Source organism: Anaerobacillus alkalilacustris (genome assembly GCF_001866005.1).
GTDB lineage: Bacteria > Bacillota > Bacilli > Bacillales > Anaerobacillaceae > Anaerobacillus > Anaerobacillus alkalilacustris.
In genome coordinates this window covers 126191-147641 of the sequence record NZ_MLQR01000031.1, presented here as the reverse complement: position 1 = coordinate 147641, position 21451 = coordinate 126191, and the positions used below count along the sequence as shown (strand labels likewise).

The following is a 21451-nucleotide window of genomic DNA, read 5'->3' as shown; positions in this document are numbered from 1 at the left end:
AGAGGTGTTTTATGGCCGACTCAAAGTTAGTAAGAGGTACAATGGTATTAACAGCTTCGATTTTTATTTCGAAAATCTTAGGCTTAATATATATATTCCCTTTTAAAGCCATCGTTGGTTTAGAGGGTTTAGCATTGTACACGTACGGTTATGTTCCTTATACAGTACTTTTAAGTGTGGCTACGTTAGGGATTCCGTTAGCGGTTTCTAAATTTGTTTCTAAATACAATTCATTAGGAGATTATGAAACGGGAAGAAGACTTTTTAAATCTGGTCTTATCGTCATGTCTATCACAGGCTTAGTTTCATTTTTACTTTTGTTTTTATTAGCCGAGCCAATTGCTAATCAAGTAGTAGATGGGAAGGATTTGAAAGGGAATTCAATTGAAGATGTTATTTTAACGATCAGGATGGTTAGTGTTGCCCTTCTTATTGTGCCAATTATGTCTTTAATACGTGGTTACTTTCAAGGATATCAATCAATGGGACCTACAGCAGTTTCTCAAGTTATTGAACAAATTGTGAGAATTATCTTTATCCTTTGTTTGACGTTTATAATTGTTCACATGATGAACGGTTCAGTTGGGTTAGCGGTAGCCTTTGCGACTTTTGGGGCGTTTGTAGGGGCGCTAGGTGGATTAACAGTTCTACTTATTTATTGGTTTAAAAGGAAAGACAATATAAATAAACAAATCCAAGAAAGTAAGGTAAATCATCAGCTTCCACTCAGAACAATGTACAAAGAGCTTGTATCCTATGCCTTACCATTATCTTTTGTGGGGTTGGCTATTCCGCTTTACCAATTGATCGATTTAATGACGTTTAATAATGCACTTATGGGTGTGGGGTATGATCAAGCAACGGCTGAAGAGGCATTTGGAGCTTTTGCTCAAGCAGCCCATAAATTAATATTAATACCAGTTTCAATTGCAACCGCAATGTCTTTAACGTTGTTACCGACCATTACAAAATCATTTATTGATAATGACCAAAGTCTTTTACAAAAACAAGTAACTCAAACCTATCAAATTATTTTATTTTTAACCTTACCAGCTGCAGTGGGCTTGTCCATCTTAGCTTACCCTGCCTATGGAACGTTATTTGGTTTAGAAGATGTTCATATTGGGGCAGTTGTTTTGAGATACTATGCTCCAGTATCGGTATTATTCTCATTATTTGCCGTAACATCAGCAATTTTACAAGGAATTAATCAACAGCGTTTTGCAGTAATCGGGCTACTAGCTGGATTATTAGTGAAGCTAATTCTTAACATTTATTTAATTGGTAATTTTGAAGCGATAGGAGCAATTTATGCAACAGGATTGGGGTATGTTACTTCGTTAGGTGTAAATATTTGGGCAATTGGAAAACATGCTAACTATCGGTATTACTTTATTTTAAAGCGTTCACTACTTATTGTGCTTTTTACAGCTATAATGGCGTTTGTCGTCATTGCTTTAAAGGAATCTCTAACGATTTGGTTACCTTTAGATAATCGCGTTTATTCTTTTATCGTTTTGTTGGTCACAGTTCTATCTGGAGGAGTAGTATATTTATATGTTAGTGTTAGAACAAATTTAGCTGGTCAAATACTAGGATCACGGTTTAAATTTCTAAAGAAAAAAGCGCGGGGGTAAAATTCTTTCCTCTCTTATGTAATCTGACCACGTCTAGAAATTGAGAGAAATTACTGTGCTATATCCTTCTCAAAAAAAAGAAACTATAGCTTTCAAACATTGGGGTAAAGACCCCCAATGTTTGAAGTGAATTTAGAGAATCGGTAGATTTCGATGTTAATCATTTAGCAAAAAACCAAATCTTCAACGTATACAATATTCATTAGTATTGAGGTCCAGGCCCACCAAATCCATGCCCTAATTGACGTTCTAGTCTACGCACACGACGATTTAGCTCAGTAATTTGTTCGCCTTGGCGTTGAGTAATTCTTTCTAACTGGGATACACGACGTTCAAGGTCACGTGGACGTGGTGTTGGTCCAGGAGTCGGCCCCGGAGTTGGTGGGAATGGGAACCCAGGGAAGAATTGAGTTTCAGGAAATTGACGATAATAATCCATAAGATCTCTCCTTTGAAATTAGGTATCTGTTCATTCAGTAAATAGTCTATGCCCACACGTGAAGGTTGCGTTAATTGAAACGCCTATTTTAAAAAAGTTGGGCCTGGTTTGATAATTTTGGAAAACTCTTTTTATCAAAAAAGTAGTTTGATATAATAAAATCTATATTGTACATTTTTATTGTATACCAAGGGGGTTAGTATGGAAAATTCAGCAAAAAAAGAAAATGATTGGATTTTGCTCACTGCAATAATATTACTAGCTTCATTTGGTTTAATAATGATTTATAGCTCTAGTTATGTCGTTGGATATGACAAGTATGGCGATCCTTTTCATTTCTTCAAAAAGCAATTACAATTCATCGGTATTTCAACAATTTTATTTCTATTTTTCATGAAATTTCCTTATCGTTTCTATCAAAAACTCGTCCCACTAATTGTGTTTTTGTCTTTTTTTTCACTGGCTTTAGTCGTTTTTTCACCGTTAGGGATAGAGAGAAATGGTGCAACACGATGGCTAAATGTAGGGATGATTTTGCAGCCATCTGAGTTTGTAAAGCTCGGTATTATCATTTATTTAGCCCATGTCTACTCAAGGAAGCAAAAATATATTAATCAATTTACTAGAGGTGTGATGCCACCTTTATTAATTGTTGGTGGGATTTTCCTGTTAATTATGAAGCAGCCAGATTTAGGGACAGCAGGATTAATATTAGCGGTTGCTGGTTTAATTGTTTTTTGTTCGGGAGCGAAGTTGATCCATTTATTCGGATTAGGTGGATTTGCAGCTGTCATTGTTTGGACGTATGCTAATTCAGAATCATATCGGATGGATCGTCTTATTGGTTTTATGGATCCGTTTGCTGATTCAACTGGGACGGGCTATCAACTTATTCAGTCTTACATTGCGATGGCTCATGGTGGCATTACTGGGGCAGGATTTGGCCAAAGTGTACAAAAGCTTTTCTATTTACCAGAGGCTCATACGGACTTTATATTGGCAATTGTTGCAGAAGAGCTTGGTTTGCTTGGTATTTTATTCGTTTTCATATGTCTAGGTGTCATATTATTTAGAGGGATTTTGATAGGTGTTCGAAGTAATACGCCATTTGGTAGTCTTTTAGCTTTTGGCATTACTTTTCAACTTACGCTTCAAGTATGTCTAAACGTCGGTGCTGTCTCAGGTCTGCTACCAATTACGGGAATTCCACTCCCTTTCATGAGCTATGGTGGATCTTCTTTATTAATTAGTGCCGCTAGTGTTGGAATACTTGCTAATATCGCTAGAAATAATACTAAAAAAGGTACACATAATATTGAACTCGATAAAGTGGGATAAATCTTTTAAGTGCTTATAGACTAAGCACTTTTTTGCAGTATCAAAATTATAAATTTCTAACTTGGAAACTGTCTAGCTCCAGGCGCCATCGGTTCGATCACTTCAGACCTTCTCTTTCGGTCAAAAACCCGACCGCTACGAGCAGGTCTTCCAGTGTTTGTCGCCGATAGGCGGGCGCCTTGCGCTTTTCTTCTTAGGATAAAAATAAAAAAGGTGATGATATATTTCAGCATTTTAGTTTGGTATATATCTTAGTTAAAAATTCCTTTGTTAAAAAAAATAAGCTATGATAACATTAGAAAAGGCTTTTCACAATTATAAAATAAAACTTTACTTATAAATAAGGCAATCATTAAATGGAGGATACAGCCCATGCAAGAACGTAAAACTTATATTCAACAGTTAGATTATACGTTGTTATTTTTGCTGTTTTTATTAATGTGCATCTCTTTGCTTGCTATTTATAGTGCTGCTATGGCTGGACAATACTCTGTAGAGCCTTCACATTTTGTTAAGAGGCAAGTTATTTGGTTCGTGATAGGAACTGCACTAATGCTTGGAGCAATGGTCATTGATTATGATTTATTTAAAAATTTTACAATTCCACTTTATGTTATAGGAATTTTATCGTTATTAGCTGTTCATTTTTTTGGAATTGAGCGAAACGGTTCTCAACGTTGGATTGGGGTAGGGAACAATTTATTTCAACCGTCAGAGTTCGTGAAAATATTTCTTGTATTAGCTCTAGCTCATTTACTATTTCTAATAACTAAAGAGTATAGAGAGAGGTCATTAAATGAGGATTGTATAGTTGTACTAAAAGTGTTGGCAGTAGGTTTACCACCGTTTTTTCTTATTTTAATACAACCGGATTTAGGAACTGCATTAGTTATTGCTAGTATAATGGGTACGATGTTACTAATGGCAGGGATCTCTTGGAAGATATTTGCAGTTCTTGGGACGATAATTACATCAATTTTAGCTATATTAGTTTGGCTTCACAATAATTACTTCGCGCTTTTTAGTAAGTTTATCAAATCTCATCAGTTAGATAGAATTTACGGATGGTTAAATCCATATGATGATCCAGGTGGACTTGGATATCAACTTCTCGGGGCGATCCAGGGAATTGGCTCTGGTCAGCTCTATGGAAAAGGTTTTACTGAAGGTGTATTATCTAAAAGTGGACGTGTCCCGGAAATTCATACAGATTTTATTTTTACTGTAATTGGTGAGGAATTCGGGTTTCTTGGTGCTACGATATTAATAGTTGTTTATTTTCTACTGTTCTATAGAATGATTATTATTGCTTTTAGTTGTAATAATATGTATGGTAGTTATTTAGTAGCTGGTGTAATAGGCCTTTTAGTCTTTCAGATATTCCAAAATATCGGGATGACTATTGGTCTTATGCCGATTACTGGTTTGGCTTTACCATTTATAAGTTATGGTGGTAGTGCTTTACTAACGAATATGATTGCTATCGGTATTGTTCTTAATGTTAATGTTCGTACCAGACACTATATGTTTGGCTCAGAGGAAATGTCGTAAATTCGATTAAGAAACTGTAATCAAAAAAATTGATTGCAGTTTTTTCTTACATTTTTCGATATATGAAGTGTTATTAATTTGCGGTAACTTATCAATTCATCTGTGGTTCCTGTTGGTGAAAAATGTAACTGGGGAGGGTGGCTATGAATTTAATTGTAGGATTAGGAAAATTAGCACAAAGTGTATTAAAATTATGTTCATACAAAGAAGAGATTTTTGTTTACACTAGAACGAAACAAAAAGTTAAAGATTTTCAAAAAGTAGATAATCGTATCGTCTATTTAGAACCAAGAAATTTTAATAAAGTACGTCATGTCTTATTGATGCTACCTGCAAATAGTGTTATTCCATTTCTTAATACATACGAAAAGTATTTTCGGGAAGATGTTAAAATTTATCTTTTTGCTACTGCTTTACAGAGTAATGAGGTGAAAAAGATTTTTTCTAAGAAGATTATACCTTGTAAATTAGCTGGGCATGCCAAACAAATGGTAGAAGATCAAAATGGACTTTTTGTTGTACCCATTCACGAGGAAATTGAACCATTAAGAAACTTTTTAGGTGAAAATTTTACGATTGTGAATGGAACTGAAAAAGAAGTATTGTTGGCAAATACAATAGGAACAAAGGCATCGATTGAAATGGTACTAAAATTAGAGGAAGAACTACTAAAGTCTGGAGTTCAGCCTATAGTAATTAGACAAACGTTATCACAGATTACGCGTGGAAACGTAAAAGCATATTTAAATAATGATTTAGGAGATTTTGCAAAGAATATTGTGCAACAAATAACATTAAGGGGGAAAGAAGAATGAGGTTAGATAAGTTTTTGGCCAATATGGGCTATGGAAGTCGAAAAGAAGTAAAGAAGTTATTAAAAACAGGGGCAGTACGTGTAAATGAAGAAGTCATTAAGGATGCCAAAAAGCATATTGCTATAGAGCAAGATCAAGTTGTTGTTAATGGTGAAGAAGTAGAGTATAAGGAATTTGTCTACTTAATGATGAATAAACCTCAAGGTGTTATTTCAGCTACAGAGGACGCCCATGAGCAGACAGTTGTTGATTTATTAGAATTAGAAGATGCTCGCTATGAACCATTTCCAGTCGGGAGGCTAGATAAAGATACAGAAGGATTTGTGTTATTAACAAATAACGGTAAACTTTCTCATGAGCTTCTTTCTCCTAAAAAGCACGTTCCAAAAACGTATTACGCACGAATACAAGGCAAAGTAACTGATGAGGATATTGAAAAGTTTAAAAATGGTGTTACTCTTGATGATGGTTACAAAACAAAACCAGGAGTTTTAGTGATTTTAAAATCAGACGAAGTTTCTGAAATTGAACTTACAATTACGGAAGGGAAGTTCCATCAAGTCAAACGAATGTTTCAAGCTGTAGGTAAAAAAGTGACTTACTTAAAACGTCTATCTATTGGGCCATTATTACTTGATGCAACGCTAGATTTAGGCGAGTACCGAGAATTGACCGAGGATGAAGTTGAGAAGTTAGTTAATCGTTAATCAAACTGATTTGTACTTAATGGGCATAGACCGCCCACTCTAAGCGTAGCCTAGGTGGAAACTTCCATTCAGCTGGAGTTGAGAATCCAGCTGAATTTCCGATGTTCTAGCGAAGCTAGAACGAGCTCTCTTTCAATGATAATTGAGTAAGGAATAAAAATTCCCCAACGTTCAACATTGGGGGAGTATTCAACTTGCTTTCTATTTAGTTTTTTACTTTAGGAAACCTTTGTTTTCTTTTTAGTTATTGTCCATTTGCCACGGCTAGGACTCTTCACGAGCTTATTATACTCTAGTATGTTTAAATCTCGTTGAATTGTCCTTGAGGTAATTCCAAATTCTTCAACTAATTCATTTGTCGTAACAATGCCCCTTTTTTTAATATAGAGGTAGACAGACTTAATTCGGTTTATCATCCGATCAGTTGAAGTTTCCAAAAAACCACTCCTTATTCTTTTTTCATTTCTTAAAACAAAAAAATACATAGGCATTTCTTAACCAGCTGATTAGCAGCTTTAAAAATGAATTTCTTACTATCAGAAAATATAGGGAGTTCCTTTTAGTGTAATTGTACAATAATTTGAAATATTTAGCAAAGGAAAGCGGGAGAATTCTTGTAAGGTTTTGGTAAAATTGTTAAATTTCCCGTATGAAAATCTAACAATAAAGTAAATAAATTAATTAATTGAGTTTATTTCATCATTACCAAAACTCAGTCGGATGAATCTATATCTAGTTACCGGTTCAGTTTAACAAGATAATATATTTTAGTGGCGAAAATAATGAATAATGTAATTCTTTATTATAAAAAAATCAGATAGAGAAAGAATCTCTACCTGATTTTCACTAAAATTATGAAGTTCGGAAGCGGTCTAGCTCAAGTGCCTACAAGCTTATACCTTTTTAGTTTTCAAAATCAAACAAATCGGTTGATAAATAACGCTCACCAGTATCACAGGCAATTGCTATTACGACATCTTTTGGTGAAAGACGCTTTGCTATTTCTAAAGCTGCAAAGCAAGCAGCTCCTGATGAAGGACCAACAAGTATACCTTCTTCACGTGCAAGACGTCTTGTAACATTATATGCATCATCATCTTCAACTTTAAAAATTTCTCCATAGACTTCTTCATTTAATATTGGTGGGATAAATCCAGGGCTCGTACCGACAAGTTTATGAGGTCCGGGTTTTCCTCCAGATAGAACGGGTGACCCTGCAGGTTCTACTACATGCACACTAACATTAGGGTATAGTTCCTTTAACTTTTCACCAGTACCTGTAATTGTTCCGCCAGTCCCAGAAGCAGCTACAAAAGCAGTTAGGTTCTTCCCGATACTATCTAATGCTTCCTTGATTTCTAATGCTGTTGTTAGACGGTGTGCTTCAGGATTAGCATCATTTTCAAATTGCATTGGCATATAACTATTAGGGATTTCTTTCAAAAGTTCATGTGCTTTATTAATTGCACCAGGCATTTTTTCATCTCCAGGAGTAAGTACAACCTCAGCGCCATATGCCTTTAATATATTAATACGTTCCTTTGACATTGTATCGGGCATTGTTAAAATAGCTTTATAACCACGAGCAGCAGCGTTCATGGCAAGTCCTATTCCGGTGTTACCACTTGTAGGTTCAATAAGTGTAGATCCCTTTTTTAAATACCCGTCTTTTTCTGCCTGTAAAATCATTTGATAAGCTGCACGGTCTTTTACACTACCACTAGGATTCATAAATTCTAACTTTAAATAGACATCTGCTCCCGATTTACTTGGAAGATGGTTTAATTTTACTAATGGCGTATCGCCAATTAAATCTGCGATGTTATTTACAATACGCATATATTACACTTCCTTTTCTTTTTATAAGATAATAGATAAATTTTTTTATTATTTATTATATACATATTATTTTATCACAATTATGTTGAGAAAACCTATCATCTTGATAGGAATAAAGATAAGATTTAAACGGTAGAATTTGACTTTAAATTGACAATATTAAAGAATATACAAATAAAAATCTTTATTGAAAGGAGAGCCTTTAGTGACAATACAACCCCATTATTTCATTGCAATACCCATTGAAAAAAAAGTAAAGAAAAAATTGGCAGCATGGAATCAAAATGAAACACCACCGTTTGAACGCTTTGTTCATGAAGAGGATTATCACATAACATTAGCTTTTTTAGGTGGAATTGAGTTCTCTTTAATAAAAAATCTACAAGAAAAACTTCATGTTATTGCCGACAAACATCAATCATTTCCATTAATAATTGATCATATTGGGCACTTTGGACCAAATCATTCACCTAGGATTTTATGGGCTGGTATAAAAAAAGAAGACAAGTTATTTAAGCTTCAAATGGATGTTTTCCAGGCATGTTTAAAACTCCGCATGGAGTTAGATAAACGTGCTTATAATCCTCATATTACATTAGCACGTAAATATAAAGGTGCTTCATCTTTCGATAATTTAAAGTTAAATAAGTCATTTCAATCATTTGTAATAGAAGAAAAGTGGAAGGTATCAAATTTTGTGATATATCAAACACATCTACAAAGAACACCTAAATACGAAGTTATCTCTTCATTTACTTTAGCCAATGAATGAGTACGGATTATTATACCTACTAACCTAATTAACATAAACTCTTCCATTCCAAAATAGGTAGGTGTTATGATAAAATTTTATTGTACTTTTTAAATATTTAGACATCGTCGTTTTTGGAGGAGTGTTTGTGGCTCACTTAGTAAAATTAGAGGATTATGTTTCACGTTATCAATATGACATGTACCGATACCCAAGCCAATTTTCTCGGTTAAAGCGAGAGCGTTGGGCAAGGTTAAAACGAGAATGGGAAGAATCCTATTTAGTAGAAAATCCTTCGGTGGAACATTTTGTAGAAAAACAAAAAAAGACTATTAGAAATGCATTCAGTAAACTAAAAACTTTGTATAAACGTAAAAATCAAACAGAAGATTTTTATAATGATTGTAATGAACACCAATATCAATTTAAGTATAAATCTTTGCCAGAGTTAAAAATAAACTTTCTACGAGAATTATTTGAGTTTCAACTTAATTGGGCAAGTTCCACATTAGTGGAAAAGTCAACTTTAAAGAAATCATATTTACGTGACGAAACATTGAAGTGGTTTCTTCAATCACTTCCAGATAATTATTTTGTATTTTATTATCCAGTAGTCACTTATCCAAAGGCTGCAGTACAGTTTGATATCCTAGTCGTTGGTCCAACTGAAATTTGGTGCATTGTAAATCTGGAAGGTAGGGAAAATTCAATTTTCCAAACATACTCAGAAAGATATTGGTTGGAATTAAATGGTGATGATGAACGAAAAATTATTAATCCTTTACTATCTTTAAATCGAATGAGTACTATATTGAATAAAATATTAGAAGTCACAGAAATAAGATTTAAGGTGAAGAAAGCTGTCTTGACACAAGAAGGTTATATTGATGTTACTTCTCCATGGGGTAGAACTACCTTTCTCGATCAGAGGAATATTAATGAATGGCAACAAAAGTTAAAGAATAATTCAACCCCGATTAAATCAACACAGCTCAGGTTTTGTCAAAAGTTGTTAGATTTATGCCAAACAACCTCAGAACCTCGTTCAGATCTTGAACAAGATATCGATGAGGAGAACTAGGGAAATTTATAATTTAAATTCAACGATTATGGTATCTGATGAATTCAAAAGCGATTTATTGGTATAGAATATGAGTAATCAACGATTACTAAAAGAGGAAGAATGATCTTTAAAGTGATCTTTTTTAACGGTATTAGCTTTATAAAAGTAATGGATTTCCAAGCTACTAAGAAATCAGCTGGTGTACTTTAAACTTGATTGATTGGTGGGGGATAGGATTTTAAATTCTTTCGAGTAAATAAATTGAAAAATATTCTAATTAATTTCTGTATTATACATAAAATCAAGCATATCAATTCCAATTTTGTTTTATAGTAATAGTGTAGATGCCATTAAGAGTTTAGTTTAGTTTCTAAAGGGTTCTTAAAATGGAAATCGCCTCCTTGATATAGGGACACTTAAATAATTAAATAGAATAAGGAATAGAAATGTCTTATTACAACTATGATTGAAAAAATTCTAAGTTTTTCTACTAAGTAGGCTTTTTTTCTCATAAAGATTGTTATAGGAATGAATACTTAGTTGAACGAAGTTACTATAATTTTCATATAAATAAACTAGGTAGTAAAACTAATGTAACAAATATTTTTGAAAATATTATAAATAATGTTTTTCTAAAAAATTAGGTAAAGAGAGGAGAGGTATTTGTGGTAGCCAAAAATGCATATATAGATGAACTAATGTTAATCACAATTCCCTTTTCAGAAGTGGATGAAGAACTCTCCCATTTTACAATTATAAATACACAAACCAATGAACCATTGACCATAAAAACTTGGAGAAAAAGTAATGAAAGATGGCGTTATGAGCTATACTTGGAGAAAGCAGTAAATCTAGGTACGGAATACAGAGTTTTTACAAACAAGCAAATCTCTTTTGATGTTAAAACAGGTCAAGTAGTTCGTACTGAAACTTTTGATGACCTTTACTTTTATGATCTTGATGATTTAGGTATTACGTATACAAAAGATGAAACAACTTTTAAACTTTGGGCACCAACTGCAACAGAAGTTCAATTAATTCTATTTAACGGTAATCAACAACAAAGGTATCCTCTTACGAAGGCAGATAAGGGTGTATGGCATTATACTGTTTTTGGAGATTTAGAGGGCACTGCTTATAAATATCGCTTATTGATTGATCGAATGTGGAGAGAAGCCGTTGACCCTTATACTAAAGCAGTAACTGTGAATGGGGAACGAGGGGTAGTTGTAGATCTTTCTCATACTAATCCAAGTCAATGGAATGAAGTCAAGAAACCCTCCTACAAATCAAGAAATGATGCAATTATTTATGAAGTCCATGTTAGGGATTTTTCGATTGACGAGAATAGTGGGATGAAACATAAAGGTAAGTACAAAGCTTTAACTGAAACGGGAACGCGCGGTCCTTCGGGTACTCTTACCGGATTAGACTATCTTGTAGATCTAGGTGTTACGCATGTACAATTACTACCTGTTCAAGACTTTGGTAGCGTAGATGAAACAAAATCGTTGGATAAATATAATTGGGGATACGATACGATTCACTACAGTGCCATAGAAGGAAGTTACTCCTTAAAGCCCGAGGATCCAAAACAAAGAATACTTGAATTAAAAGAAGTTGTTAAATCCTTTCATAAACAAGGGATAAGAGTAATTTTAGATGTTGTTTATAATCATGTTTATATACATCATAGATCAAATTTTGAGAGAATTGTACCAGGTTACTATTTTCGATATAAACTAGATGGAAGTTTAGCGAATGGAACAGGAGTAGGAAATGATATCGCTTCAGAGAGAAAGATGGTACGGAAATTCATTGTAGATTCAGTTAAATTTTTAGCTGAAGAATATCAAGTGGATGGCTTTCGTTTTGATTTAATGGGCATCCTTGACCTTGAGACAATGAATAAAGTTCGAGATGAATTAAATGAAATTGATCCATCAATTATTGTCATTGGAGAAGGTTGGGATTTAGCTACCCCAATTCAAAGAGAAAAGAAGGCGATTATTGCTAATTCTGATTTATTACCTAGTATTAGTCATTTTAATGATCAATTTCGCGATAAGCTTAAAGGAAGTATCTTTGATCATACGAAAAAAGGATTTTGTAATGGAAATGGTGAATTAAAAGAAACTTTTAAAATGTTAGTAAGTGGGAGCATAAAAGGATTTTATCATATAGAAGGTATTTTTCGTGAGCCATATCAGTCAGTAAACTATGTGGAATGTCACGATAATCATACGTTATGGGATAAATTGGAGCTTTCAAACGGTGATCAAAAAGAAGAGGTAAGAGCTTCAATGCATCGTCTTGCAACAGCGATGACATTATTGAGTCAAGGAATTCCATTTTTACATGCAGGTCAAGAGTTCTATCGAACGAAAAAAGGTGTGGAAAATAGCTATTGTTCTTCAGACGAAATAAATAAATTGGATTGGAAAAGAAAAGCCTTTCATATGGATTACGTTGATTATGTTAAAGGTTTAGTAGCATTAAGAAAAACACATAATGTATTTCGGTTTTCGACCGCTGATCAAGTGAAGAAGAATATGCATATTCTTGATACCCCTTCATGTTGCTTGGCCTATATGTTAAAGGATAACTCAGGGATGTTTGTAATAGCTCACAATAGCTTTGAAGGTGAAAAGGAACTAATATTACCATCCAGTGGATACTGGGATGTTTTAGTAGAAGGTAGTAAATCGGCTGTTTCACCACTTAGAACATTTGAAGGGGCAAAAATTATTGTGCAAGGGATAAGTACAACAGTTCTTTTTCATCCGAAATCCTATTAAAACTATTGTGTAGAATGAAAAATTCATAAAAGGAGCAAGTAATGAGCGCCTTGAGTTTTCTCATTCTACACTTTTTACAATAATTTTAATTTTTTCTTTACAAAAAATACGGTATACTAGTATTATTATAATTTGTGGAAGTAAAATTACGTGAATTACAGAAAATTATCAAGAAAAGCGCAAGCGCCTTGGTCACGAGCGAAAGGCGCTAGAGCTAGACAGTTTCTAAGTTAGAAATTTATAAATTCTGATTATTTTAAAAAACTTTTAGGTAATTGTTGGGAAATATTTATTTTTATTGGTGAAATGATTACTATGAATCCGGCGACAACAAACTATGTTTAATTGAAAATGGTTCGCGTGAAATCTGTATTTTGAAAATTATTATTAAAGTATAAAAATATATCCCGTTAGAATTAGGAAGTTGAGGGTGAATTTGTTGGAACATTTATTAGGAAAAGGGTGGGAGGTGACTCCTGCTGGTGGAGCAACAGGAGAAGCATATTATGCCCGGTTTGGGGAAGAGAAGCTTTTTTTAAAGCGGAATTCGTCACCTTTTCTAGCTGTTTTATCAGCTGAAGGAATTGTTCCAAAGTTACTTTGGACAAGACGTTTAGAAAATGGCGATGTCATCACTGCTCAACGATGGGTAAATGGGAGAGAATTAAAATCTTATGAAATGAAAGAGGAGCTAGTAGCTCAACTTCTTAGTAAGATCCATCGTTCTAAAGAACTCTTAGAAATGTTTAAACGAATTGGTAATAAGCCACTTACACCTCAGTCAATTGTCGAAGAAATAGATGGGAAAATCAAGAATATTGGCTTGGATTTGCAAATTATCACTGACGCTTTAAATTATTTAAATAAACGTGTGCAAAGTGTAGAACATAGTGAGTATGTTGTTTGTCATTGTGATATTAATCATAATAACTGGGTTTTAAGTGAAGAAGGAGATTTGTTTCTAATTGATTGGGATGGAGCTATTGTTGCAGACCCAGCACTGGATTTAGGATTACTCCTTTATTTATATATACCTAGAAAGGATTGGGAAAGTTGGCTAGAAAATTATGGAGTAGAGTTAGATGAGGGATTATATAATCGAATGCACTGGTATGTTGTTTCTCAGACTATATACGCTATTATCTGGCATAACCAACGTAAGGAATATACCGATGTGAATTACTGGGTAAATTATCTTACAAAGCTTTTAGCTGCTGATATTTAATCTAGTTAACATGGATTGTAAAGGTAATAAAAGGACATGAGTTTTTAAAACTTATGTTCTTTTTTTATTTTTAACAAGAATGCAACAACTACTGATTGAAAGTTAAATTATCTAGAAAGAAACATAAGTTTATGTAATAGGCGCCCCTTAACTTAGATGACTTTTTGAAACCTTCTCATTAATAAAGACGTCAATATTATAGGAATAAAATTAAGGTAGCTGGATTTATTATGAAGAATTCTTGTCTCTTTCTGTTTCTTTTTAGTTTTTTTCTGTTTGCGTGTGGTACTGGTGACACTTTTCACATTGAAAAAAATGAGAAGTTAAATTCTAATGAAATAGTTCAAGAGGTAGTTGAAGGAGAATTTATTTTAAGGGTAGTTTCAAAGAAAAGCAGTTATAAACCATATGAACAAGAGAATATTTATGCCATGTTAAAATACATCGGTGATAACCTTAAGAATGAAATCTCACATGCTGCATCGCCGTTTTGGTTTGAAATTACTGAAAAAAGTCGTGATGTGACAATACAACCAACACAGCCATTACCTTTAATTTATAATACTTTGAAAAGTGGGGAATGGTTTAAAGAATCTTTTATTAAAACTGGAGCACACACTGAAGATTCTTTTGTTCGAGATTATTTTAGTAATGTTGTTTTTCCGGAAGTGGACTAATCTTTAGTTGTTACTGCAAACTTTAATACTATGGAAGAAGATGGTCTGGAAGAGCGCTATAGTTTTTCAGTAACAATAAATTTTACAGTAGAAGAAAAGTGATTGCAAAACATTTTTAATGGGCAGTAAGACCCCCCACTGATTTAAGTTAAGCTTCTTATTGGTGGGTGTAGGCTTTGGAAATATTGGGAATTTCGACATATTTCCAGGGGAATAGTATTTTCCAACTTTTAAGGGGTAGTTTTAACTGGTAGGAAGAAAAGGTATAAATGGTACCTTTTATTTAATAAGCAAAACATCAAAAGCGCCCCGCTTTCGATGTTTTGCTTTATTATTTATTTTGTTTCTTTAGACCCTAGAATAAATAGTACATAAACTTTCTTACTCGTGAGGGTAAGGAAGTGTGCTCTCGTTTATGGATTGAATCCACTGATCGATTTGTTGTGAATTATTACAGTCTCTAGTCGAGCAATAGTTTGTAATATTAGTTAAAGTTTGTTGCATATTTTCGTTTAATTGTTCTTGGCCTTGAAGTGATTGAGCTAATCGCTGAATTTGATTGAATTCGTCTTCTGTTCCATATTGCTGAGCTTGTTGATTTTTCAAAATGTCAGTTAATAGAGTTAATTGGTCTTGATAGTTCATAGTAACACATCCTTTATGTATGCTTTTCAAAATTAGGATGTGCTATATATGTATCTTTTATCCATATTAATTGTTATACCCTTAGATGTACATGAAACTCTTCAATATTGTTAAGCGTTATTTTTTTTACATGTTTTTTATAGTTTAAATATTGAAATACCTTATCTATAGCACGTTCGCGACCTTTCGCTGTTGATAAATTCATTTTCTGTATCACACTTAATAGCTTTTCAGCTTCAATAAAAAGTCTTTGGTAGTTTGGTTGTAAACGTATTTTATATTGTTGATAAAGTGATCGGTCTGAGTAATGTAAGTAAATTAGTTTTGTTAATAAAAACACACCATGTTCATTTTCCAAAGGTGACATATTTCTAAGTTCCGTAAAATGTATTGCATTTGCTAAAATATCTTCAGCAAGTAATGCCTCTCTTTCGTGAATGCGATACCCTTCCTTTTTTAATCTTTTTGTGATATGTATTTCCTCAACAGTTTGTTGGAAATCATCAATGAAAATTTTAATAGGATCAGGAGTCGCCTCATCATATAAAAAACGAAAAAATTCGTTTCTATCCATAAGTACTATTTTTTCTAATTCTTGCGCAATAGCAATATCGATTAGTTCACTTGTGTATTCATCAAGGTCTTTTGTTCCAATTACAATAATCGATTTTTTATTATCGAATAAAGTAGTGGTAACTTCTCCGTATATAGAAGAGATAGGGTGTTGTGTACCGTGGATAACAATAACCTTCGTTTTAGTAACAGCAAGTAAGTATTTTTCATATGTTTTTTCTGAAACAAAAAGTTCGTCTGTTTCTCCATTACTTGAAGTATAGTAAGGAATGGTAAAACTAAAAACTGGTTCCGGTTGATTAATCATCTAATCACTCCTTTTTTTTCATATTTCTTAACATCTTACCCTATTTTATACTATTCAACTTTAGAAAAAGGTGAAATTAATATATTTATGCAAGTTTTTTGATCAATGATGTGTTAAAGATAGAGAACTTTTATGGTAAACTACCAAAGGAACTAGCTAAAAGGAGAGAAGAGCGATTGATTTTTTCTGAAGAATTATTGGATTTTATTTATATAGAAACGACATCAATCTTAAAAGGAGTTAAATCAAACAAGGGCGATCTCTTAGAAGAGGTAAAAATGTTTGAATTATCAATGAGTCAGATAAAAAATCATCCTTGGCATAATTTAACGGTAAAAAAAGCTAAGCATGATACAAGTAGCCCTTTATATCATAACATCCAATCAACTTATGTGGGAAATGATCCTGAGGAAGACTATAAAGAAGTTCTTATATGGAAAGTAGCAGATATGCTGTATGTTACAGCGGCAGTGGATCATCATCCTGAATACTTACTAAAATGGGATGTTGTTGTATTTAATGGATAGGAAAATGAACATGCGCAATAGAGTTTTTTGAAAGGTAAGAATTTATAAATTTCTAACTTAGAAACTGTCTAGCGCAAGCAGCCTACGAGCTCGGTCACTTCGGTCAAGCTACTGACTTCAATAACTACATGAATAACGTCTCTGAATAGCTTCATGCAGCTTTGCTCCTGCGGTTACTCGTCGCACGGAAAACAATTGCTCCTGCGGTTACTCGTCGCACAAAACACTGCTTCGAGGAAGCTTACTACGAAGCAATACTAGAAGACGTAGAAGCACGTAGGAAGCCAAAGAGCGGCTTCTGTCAAAGGCCTTCCAGTGCCTTTCGCTCGTGACCAAGGCGCTTGCGCTTTTCTTGTGTAATCAGAATTTATAAATTTCTAACTTGGAAACTGTCTAGCTTCAGCGCCTACGATCTCGGTCACTTCAGTCCTTTTCGGAAGCCAAAGAGCGGCTTCTGTCAAAGGCCTTCCAGTGCCTTTCGCTCGTGACCAAGGCGCTTGCGCTTTTCTTGTGTGGTTCTTATAGTATAGTCAATAATTATTTGAGTGAGGATGAAAAAAATGAGATTAAGAAATAAACCTGGTGCATCTGAGGCTTTATTGAAACAACCGACAATCGTTATACAAAATCCGGAAAATAATAAAGGGAAATGGCGCGAAATATTTGGTAATGATAATCCGATTCACGTCGAAGTAGGAACAGGTAAGGGGCAATTTCTGACAGGAATGTCGCAACTTCACCCGGAGGTAAACTACATTGGTGTAGAGAAATATGATAGTGTCATTATTACAGCATTAGAACGTATCCAAAAAGCAGAATTAACGAATTTTAAATTGTTAAATGAAGATGTAGTAAATTTAATAAATTATTTTGTGGAAGGCGAGATTGACAGAGTGTATATCAATTTTACTGATCCTTGGCCAAAAAATCGTCATGAAAAACGCAGATTGACGTATGAAAACTTCTTAAAGATGTATGAACAAGTACTGAAAAAGAATGGTGAGGTTCACTTTAAAACTGATAATCAAGGCTTATTTGAATACTCGCTTCACAGTTTTTCAAAGTATGGGCTGATCTTAAATAATGTTAGCTTAGATCTTCATAATAGTAATATTGAAGAAAACGTAATGACGGAGTATGAAGAAAAGTTTTCTCAAAAAGGTATGAGAATATATCGGTGCGAAGCCCAGTTCCGATAAAAGAATATTTGCAAGGGAGTAAGAAAGTAGTGGAACAAATAACTGTAGGTGATTTAACCTTAACATGGCTTAATGGCGGAGTAATTCATATGGATGGTGGAGCAATCTTTGGTGTTGTTCCGAAGTCGTTATGGTCAAAAAAGTATCGATATAATGAAAAGAACCAAGTAGAATTATGTACCGATCCTATCTTAATACAAGTCGAAGGAAAAAACATTCTCCTTGAAACAGGTATAGGAAATAATAAATTTTCAGATAAGCAAATAAGGAATTATGGGATAACATCAGAGTCAAAACTTTCTTCAAATTTAAATGAATTAGGACTTTCAACGAGTGACATTGACTATGTATTAATGACTCATATGCATTTTGATCATGCTTGTGGCATCGCAAAATGGGAAGGGGATGACCTCGTACCTACTTTTGAAAATGCAACGATAATAGTAAATGAAAAAGAATGGGAAGAACTAAAAAAACCTAATATTCGCTCGCGTAATACGTATTGGGAAGAAAACTGGAGTCCAATCTTGGATAAGGTTCAAACATTTAATGGGATGATTGAAGTAATTCCAGGTATTGAAATTCATCACACGGGTGGTCATAGTGATGGACATAGTATTGTTCTAATAAAACGGAATGGTGAATGTTTTATCCATATGGCTGACTTAATGCCTACGCACGCACATTCAAATCCTCTATGGGTTTCTGCTTATGACGATTATCCAATGATTTCAATAGCCGCAAAGCAAAAGTGGTTAGACAAAGGATTAGATGAAGGCTCTTGGTTTATTTTTTATCACGATAATAAATATCGTGCGTTAAAGTGGAACAAAGAAGGAGAAATTATTTCAGAAGTTTTGAGAAAACAAACTATTGAAATAAAAGAAACCTAATAAAGCTGAACTTCAATCAATGGTGGGGCCTTCATCCTCCACTGATTGTTAGTACAACTTATCGGACCTTTAGGGGGCAGTTAATCCCCCACCTCAACTTCTCGATTTTCTTAAGTTTTGAGGTGGGGGGCCGCTTAAGATTGGGATAAATACCCATTCATTTCGGTATGGTGTCAGTTACTCCATGACACTATTTTACATAATCAGAATTTATAAATTCTAACTTGGAAACTGTCTAGCGCAAGCAGCCTACGAGCTCGGTCACTTCAGTCAAGCAACGGACTTCAATTACTGCTTGAGATCCTTCGTCGATTAGCTTCATGTAGCTTTGCTTCGAGGAAGCTTGCTACGAAGCTATGCTAGAAGACGCAGAAGCACGTAAACGAAAGAAGCCAAAGAGCGGCTTCTGTCAAAGGCAGCCCCAGTGAAGCTACTACTTGGATTACTTCGAAGTGGCTTTGCGACGAGCAAACGGAGTGGCACAGGAGCAGCTGCTCGTGACCAAGGCGCTTGCGCTTTTCTTACATAATCAGAATTTATAAATTTCTAACTTAGAAACTGTCTAGCTCCAGGCGCCATAGGCTCGATCACTTCAGACCTTCTCTTTCGGTCAAAAACCCGACCGCTACGAGCAGGTCTTCCAGTGTTTGTCGCCGATAGGCGGGCGCCTTGCGCTCTTCTTAACTAACTCAAAAATCTAAACTTTATTCTTTAGCAATCAGTGGGTACGAAGGACCTCGCTGATTGCAGTTTAGCTTTATGTATCCTAATCTTGTCATGATAATTCTAAAATTGTTCCGGTCTTTGCATCTACGATGAACTCAAATTGATGAAGGTCTCCCTCAATTGAACAAGAAATTCCTCCGCGATAAACAGTGTAATTTAATAATCTTTTTTCGAAATCTTCAGGAATCATATGGATCCATGACCCTTCTACAACCCCTTGTTCACCGACTTTTCCTTTCACGATTCGTAATGCCTTTTCAGGTGAGATAAATTCCTGGGTGAGTTGATCTTTTAAAACGGATCCTACTGCAAATCCAATTCCAAGACCAATTAGAAATCGCTTTATGTTCATTTTTAGCACCTCTTTCTGTAATTCGCATATTTTTTTAGTTTTTTTGCAACCACTCAAAAGCAGATAGGTATTGGATAAAATTTCCTTTTGGTACTTGCGCACAAATGTGGTCTGATCACTACGTCAATATCTATTATAGTATACCTAAACTTTCCATTTTATAAAAATGGATATTAATAATAGGCTTTTGACAAAATGAAGGTATTGGTGGAAAGTCAAACTTATTTTCGTTAAAATAGACAATGTACATAATATTACGGTATCCGAAAGGAGTAAACGATGAATCAGGAGACATTACAATTATTTAAGACATTAACAGAGCTTCAAGGTGCACCGGGATTTGAGCATCAAGTACGGAAATTTGTCCGTGGTGAACTGGAGAAATATACAAATGAAATTATTCAAGATCGTCTAGGTAGTATTTTTGGTGTGAAACGTGGTGATGAAAAGGGTCCGAAAGTAATGGTTGCAGGCCATATGGATGAGGTTGGTTTTATGGTCACTTCTATATCAGAAAAAGGACTTATTCGTTTCCAGACATTAGGCGGATGGTGGAGCCAAGTGTTACTTGCACAACGTGTTCAGATTATTACTGATAATGGACCTGTAATAGGTGTTATCGGATCCATTCCGCCACATTTATTAGATGAAGCAAAACGTAACAAGCCTATGGAAATTAAAAATATGTATATAGACATCGGTGCAGATGATAAGGTAGATGCACAGGATATTGGAGTGAAACCTGGCCAACAAATTGTACTAATATGTCCCTTCACACCGATGGCTAATAATAAGAAAATATTAGCTAAGGCTTGGGATAATCGTTATGGTTGTGGACTTGCAATTGAGTTACTTAAAGAGTTAAAAGATGAAACAACTCCAAATGTTCTATATTCAGGTGCTACTGTACAAGAGGAGGTTGGTTTAAGAGGAGCTCAAACAGCAGCAAACTTGATTGAACCTGATATCTTTTATGCATTAGATGCAAGCCCTGCCAATGATGCTTCAGGAGAAAAGGATGCATTTGGGCATTTAGGTAAGGGTGCACTATTACGTATTTTTGATCGTTCAATGATTACACACCGAGGAATGCGTGAATTTCTTTTAGATATTGCTGAAACTAATAATATTCCGTATCAATATTTTATTTCCCCTGGTGGAACAGACGCAGGAAAGGTTCACCTATCAGGAAGCGGTGTTCCATCAGCAGTAATCGGTATTTGTTCACGTTACATTCATACTTCAAGTTCAATTATTCATGTTGATGATTATGCAGCAGCAAAAGAGTTTATTATTAAACTTGTCAAGAATACTGACAAAACAGTTGTTGAAACAATTCGAAATAACAGTTAATATTTACATAGGTGATTGATTACCTAGCACAATTAA

Annotated in this window: 20 protein-coding genes; 14 read left to right on the top strand and 6 right to left on the bottom strand. The window is 34.3% G+C overall.

The genetic code is table 11. The features are described 5' to 3' along the window. Window positions 1-11 precede the first annotated feature (11 nt). Window positions 12-1637 (top strand): putative polysaccharide biosynthesis protein, encoded by a 1626-nt coding sequence (locus tag BKP37_RS13610; protein ID WP_071310154.1) that lies wholly within the window; start codon window positions 12-14, stop codon window positions 1635-1637. Between the two features lie 202 nt (window positions 1638-1839). Here the strand turns inward: BKP37_RS13610 and BKP37_RS13605 are convergent, their stop codons facing one another. After that, window positions 1840-2076: a hypothetical protein gene (locus tag BKP37_RS13605; RefSeq protein ID WP_071310153.1), complete on the bottom strand. Its 237-nt coding sequence runs from the start codon at window positions 2074-2076 to the stop codon at window positions 1840-1842. Between the two features lie 201 nt (window positions 2077-2277). Here BKP37_RS13605 and ftsW point away from each other — a divergent pair, with 201 nt between their 5' ends. The 4 genes from ftsW (at window position 2278) to BKP37_RS13585 (ending at window position 6487) form a co-directional block, all read left to right on the top strand. Next, window positions 2278-3414, top strand: coding sequence for a putative lipid II flippase FtsW (ftsW, locus tag BKP37_RS13600; RefSeq protein WP_071310152.1), 1137 nt, complete (start codon window positions 2278-2280; stop codon window positions 3412-3414). Between the two features lie 372 nt (window positions 3415-3786). Continuing rightward, complete coding sequence (gene rodA, locus BKP37_RS13595) at window positions 3787-4965, top strand: rod shape-determining protein RodA (protein ID WP_071310151.1); 1179 nt, start codon at window positions 3787-3789, stop codon at window positions 4963-4965. 143 nt (window positions 4966-5108) lie between these two features. Then, window positions 5109-5780 (top strand): HIBADH family dehydrogenase, encoded by a 672-nt coding sequence (locus tag BKP37_RS13590; RefSeq protein WP_071310150.1) that lies wholly within the window; start codon window positions 5109-5111, stop codon window positions 5778-5780. Further along, window positions 5777-6487, top strand: a complete 711-nt coding sequence (locus tag BKP37_RS13585) for a pseudouridine synthase (RefSeq protein ID WP_071310149.1) — start codon at window positions 5777-5779, stop codon at window positions 6485-6487. Before BKP37_RS13590 ends, BKP37_RS13585 begins: the two co-directional genes overlap by 4 nt. 218 nt (window positions 6488-6705) lie before the next feature. Here the strand turns inward: BKP37_RS13585 and BKP37_RS13580 are convergent, their stop codons facing one another. Then, on the bottom strand, window positions 6706-6924 hold the full coding sequence (locus tag BKP37_RS13580; RefSeq protein ID WP_071310148.1) for a DeoR family transcriptional regulator: 219 nt from the start codon (window positions 6922-6924) through the stop codon (window positions 6706-6708). 466 nt (window positions 6925-7390) lie between these two features. Continuing rightward, window positions 7391-8326 carry a cysteine synthase A gene (gene cysK, locus BKP37_RS13575; protein ID WP_071310147.1) on the bottom strand — a complete coding sequence of 312 codons (936 nt, stop codon included), beginning with the start codon at window positions 8324-8326 and terminating at the stop codon, window positions 7391-7393. A 205-nt stretch (window positions 8327-8531) separates the two neighbouring features. Between cysK and thpR the strand changes: the two genes are divergently transcribed. From thpR to BKP37_RS13550, 5 genes are all read left to right on the top strand, one after another. Next, window positions 8532-9098 (top strand): RNA 2',3'-cyclic phosphodiesterase, encoded by a 567-nt coding sequence (thpR, locus tag BKP37_RS13570; protein ID WP_169823146.1) that lies wholly within the window; start codon window positions 8532-8534, stop codon window positions 9096-9098. A 127-nt stretch (window positions 9099-9225) separates the two neighbouring features. Next, on the top strand, window positions 9226-10158 hold the full coding sequence (locus BKP37_RS13565) for a nuclease-related domain-containing protein (RefSeq protein ID WP_071310146.1): 933 nt from the start codon (window positions 9226-9228) through the stop codon (window positions 10156-10158). 647 nt (window positions 10159-10805) lie between these two features. Further along, window positions 10806-12938: a type I pullulanase gene (gene pulA, locus BKP37_RS13560; RefSeq protein ID WP_139193132.1), complete on the top strand. Its 2133-nt coding sequence runs from the start codon at window positions 10806-10808 to the stop codon at window positions 12936-12938. A gap of 430 nt (window positions 12939-13368) precedes the next feature. Next, window positions 13369-14163 (top strand): phosphotransferase family protein, encoded by a 795-nt coding sequence (locus BKP37_RS13555; protein WP_211271455.1) that lies wholly within the window; start codon window positions 13369-13371, stop codon window positions 14161-14163. A gap of 230 nt (window positions 14164-14393) precedes the next feature. Next, window positions 14394-14840 carry a hypothetical protein gene (locus tag BKP37_RS13550; RefSeq protein WP_071310145.1) on the top strand — a complete coding sequence of 149 codons (447 nt, stop codon included), beginning with the start codon at window positions 14394-14396 and terminating at the stop codon, window positions 14838-14840. Between the two features lie 381 nt (window positions 14841-15221). Here BKP37_RS13550 and BKP37_RS13545 read toward each other — a convergent pair whose 3' ends face one another. Further along, window positions 15222-15485, bottom strand: coding sequence for a YtzH-like family protein (locus BKP37_RS13545; protein WP_071310144.1), 264 nt, complete (start codon window positions 15483-15485; stop codon window positions 15222-15224). Window positions 15486-15558: 73 nt separating this feature from the next. Next, window positions 15559-16365 (bottom strand): hypothetical protein, encoded by an 807-nt coding sequence (locus BKP37_RS13540; protein ID WP_071310143.1) that lies wholly within the window; start codon window positions 16363-16365, stop codon window positions 15559-15561. A gap of 176 nt (window positions 16366-16541) precedes the next feature. Here BKP37_RS13540 and BKP37_RS13535 point away from each other — a divergent pair, with 176 nt between their 5' ends. From BKP37_RS13535 to BKP37_RS13525, 3 genes are all read left to right on the top strand, one after another. After that, window positions 16542-16892 carry a hypothetical protein gene (locus BKP37_RS13535; protein ID WP_071310142.1) on the top strand — a complete coding sequence of 117 codons (351 nt, stop codon included), beginning with the start codon at window positions 16542-16544 and terminating at the stop codon, window positions 16890-16892. A gap of 560 nt (window positions 16893-17452) precedes the next feature. Next, window positions 17453-18091, top strand: a complete 639-nt coding sequence (gene trmB, locus BKP37_RS13530) for a tRNA (guanosine(46)-N7)-methyltransferase TrmB (protein ID WP_071310141.1) — start codon at window positions 17453-17455, stop codon at window positions 18089-18091. A 29-nt stretch (window positions 18092-18120) separates the two neighbouring features. Further along, complete coding sequence (locus tag BKP37_RS13525) at window positions 18121-18984, top strand: YtnP family quorum-quenching lactonase (RefSeq protein WP_071310140.1); 864 nt, start codon at window positions 18121-18123, stop codon at window positions 18982-18984. 775 nt (window positions 18985-19759) lie between these two features. Here the strand turns inward: BKP37_RS13525 and BKP37_RS13520 are convergent. Continuing rightward, window positions 19760-20062 (bottom strand): PepSY domain-containing protein, encoded by a 303-nt coding sequence (locus BKP37_RS13520; RefSeq protein WP_071310139.1) that lies wholly within the window; start codon window positions 20060-20062, stop codon window positions 19760-19762. A gap of 279 nt (window positions 20063-20341) precedes the next feature. On the opposite strand from BKP37_RS13520, the gene BKP37_RS13515 reads away from it, so the two are divergent. Beyond that, window positions 20342-21415, top strand: a complete 1074-nt coding sequence (locus tag BKP37_RS13515) for a M42 family metallopeptidase (protein ID WP_071310138.1) — start codon at window positions 20342-20344, stop codon at window positions 21413-21415. Window positions 21416-21451: the final 36 nt, after the last annotated feature.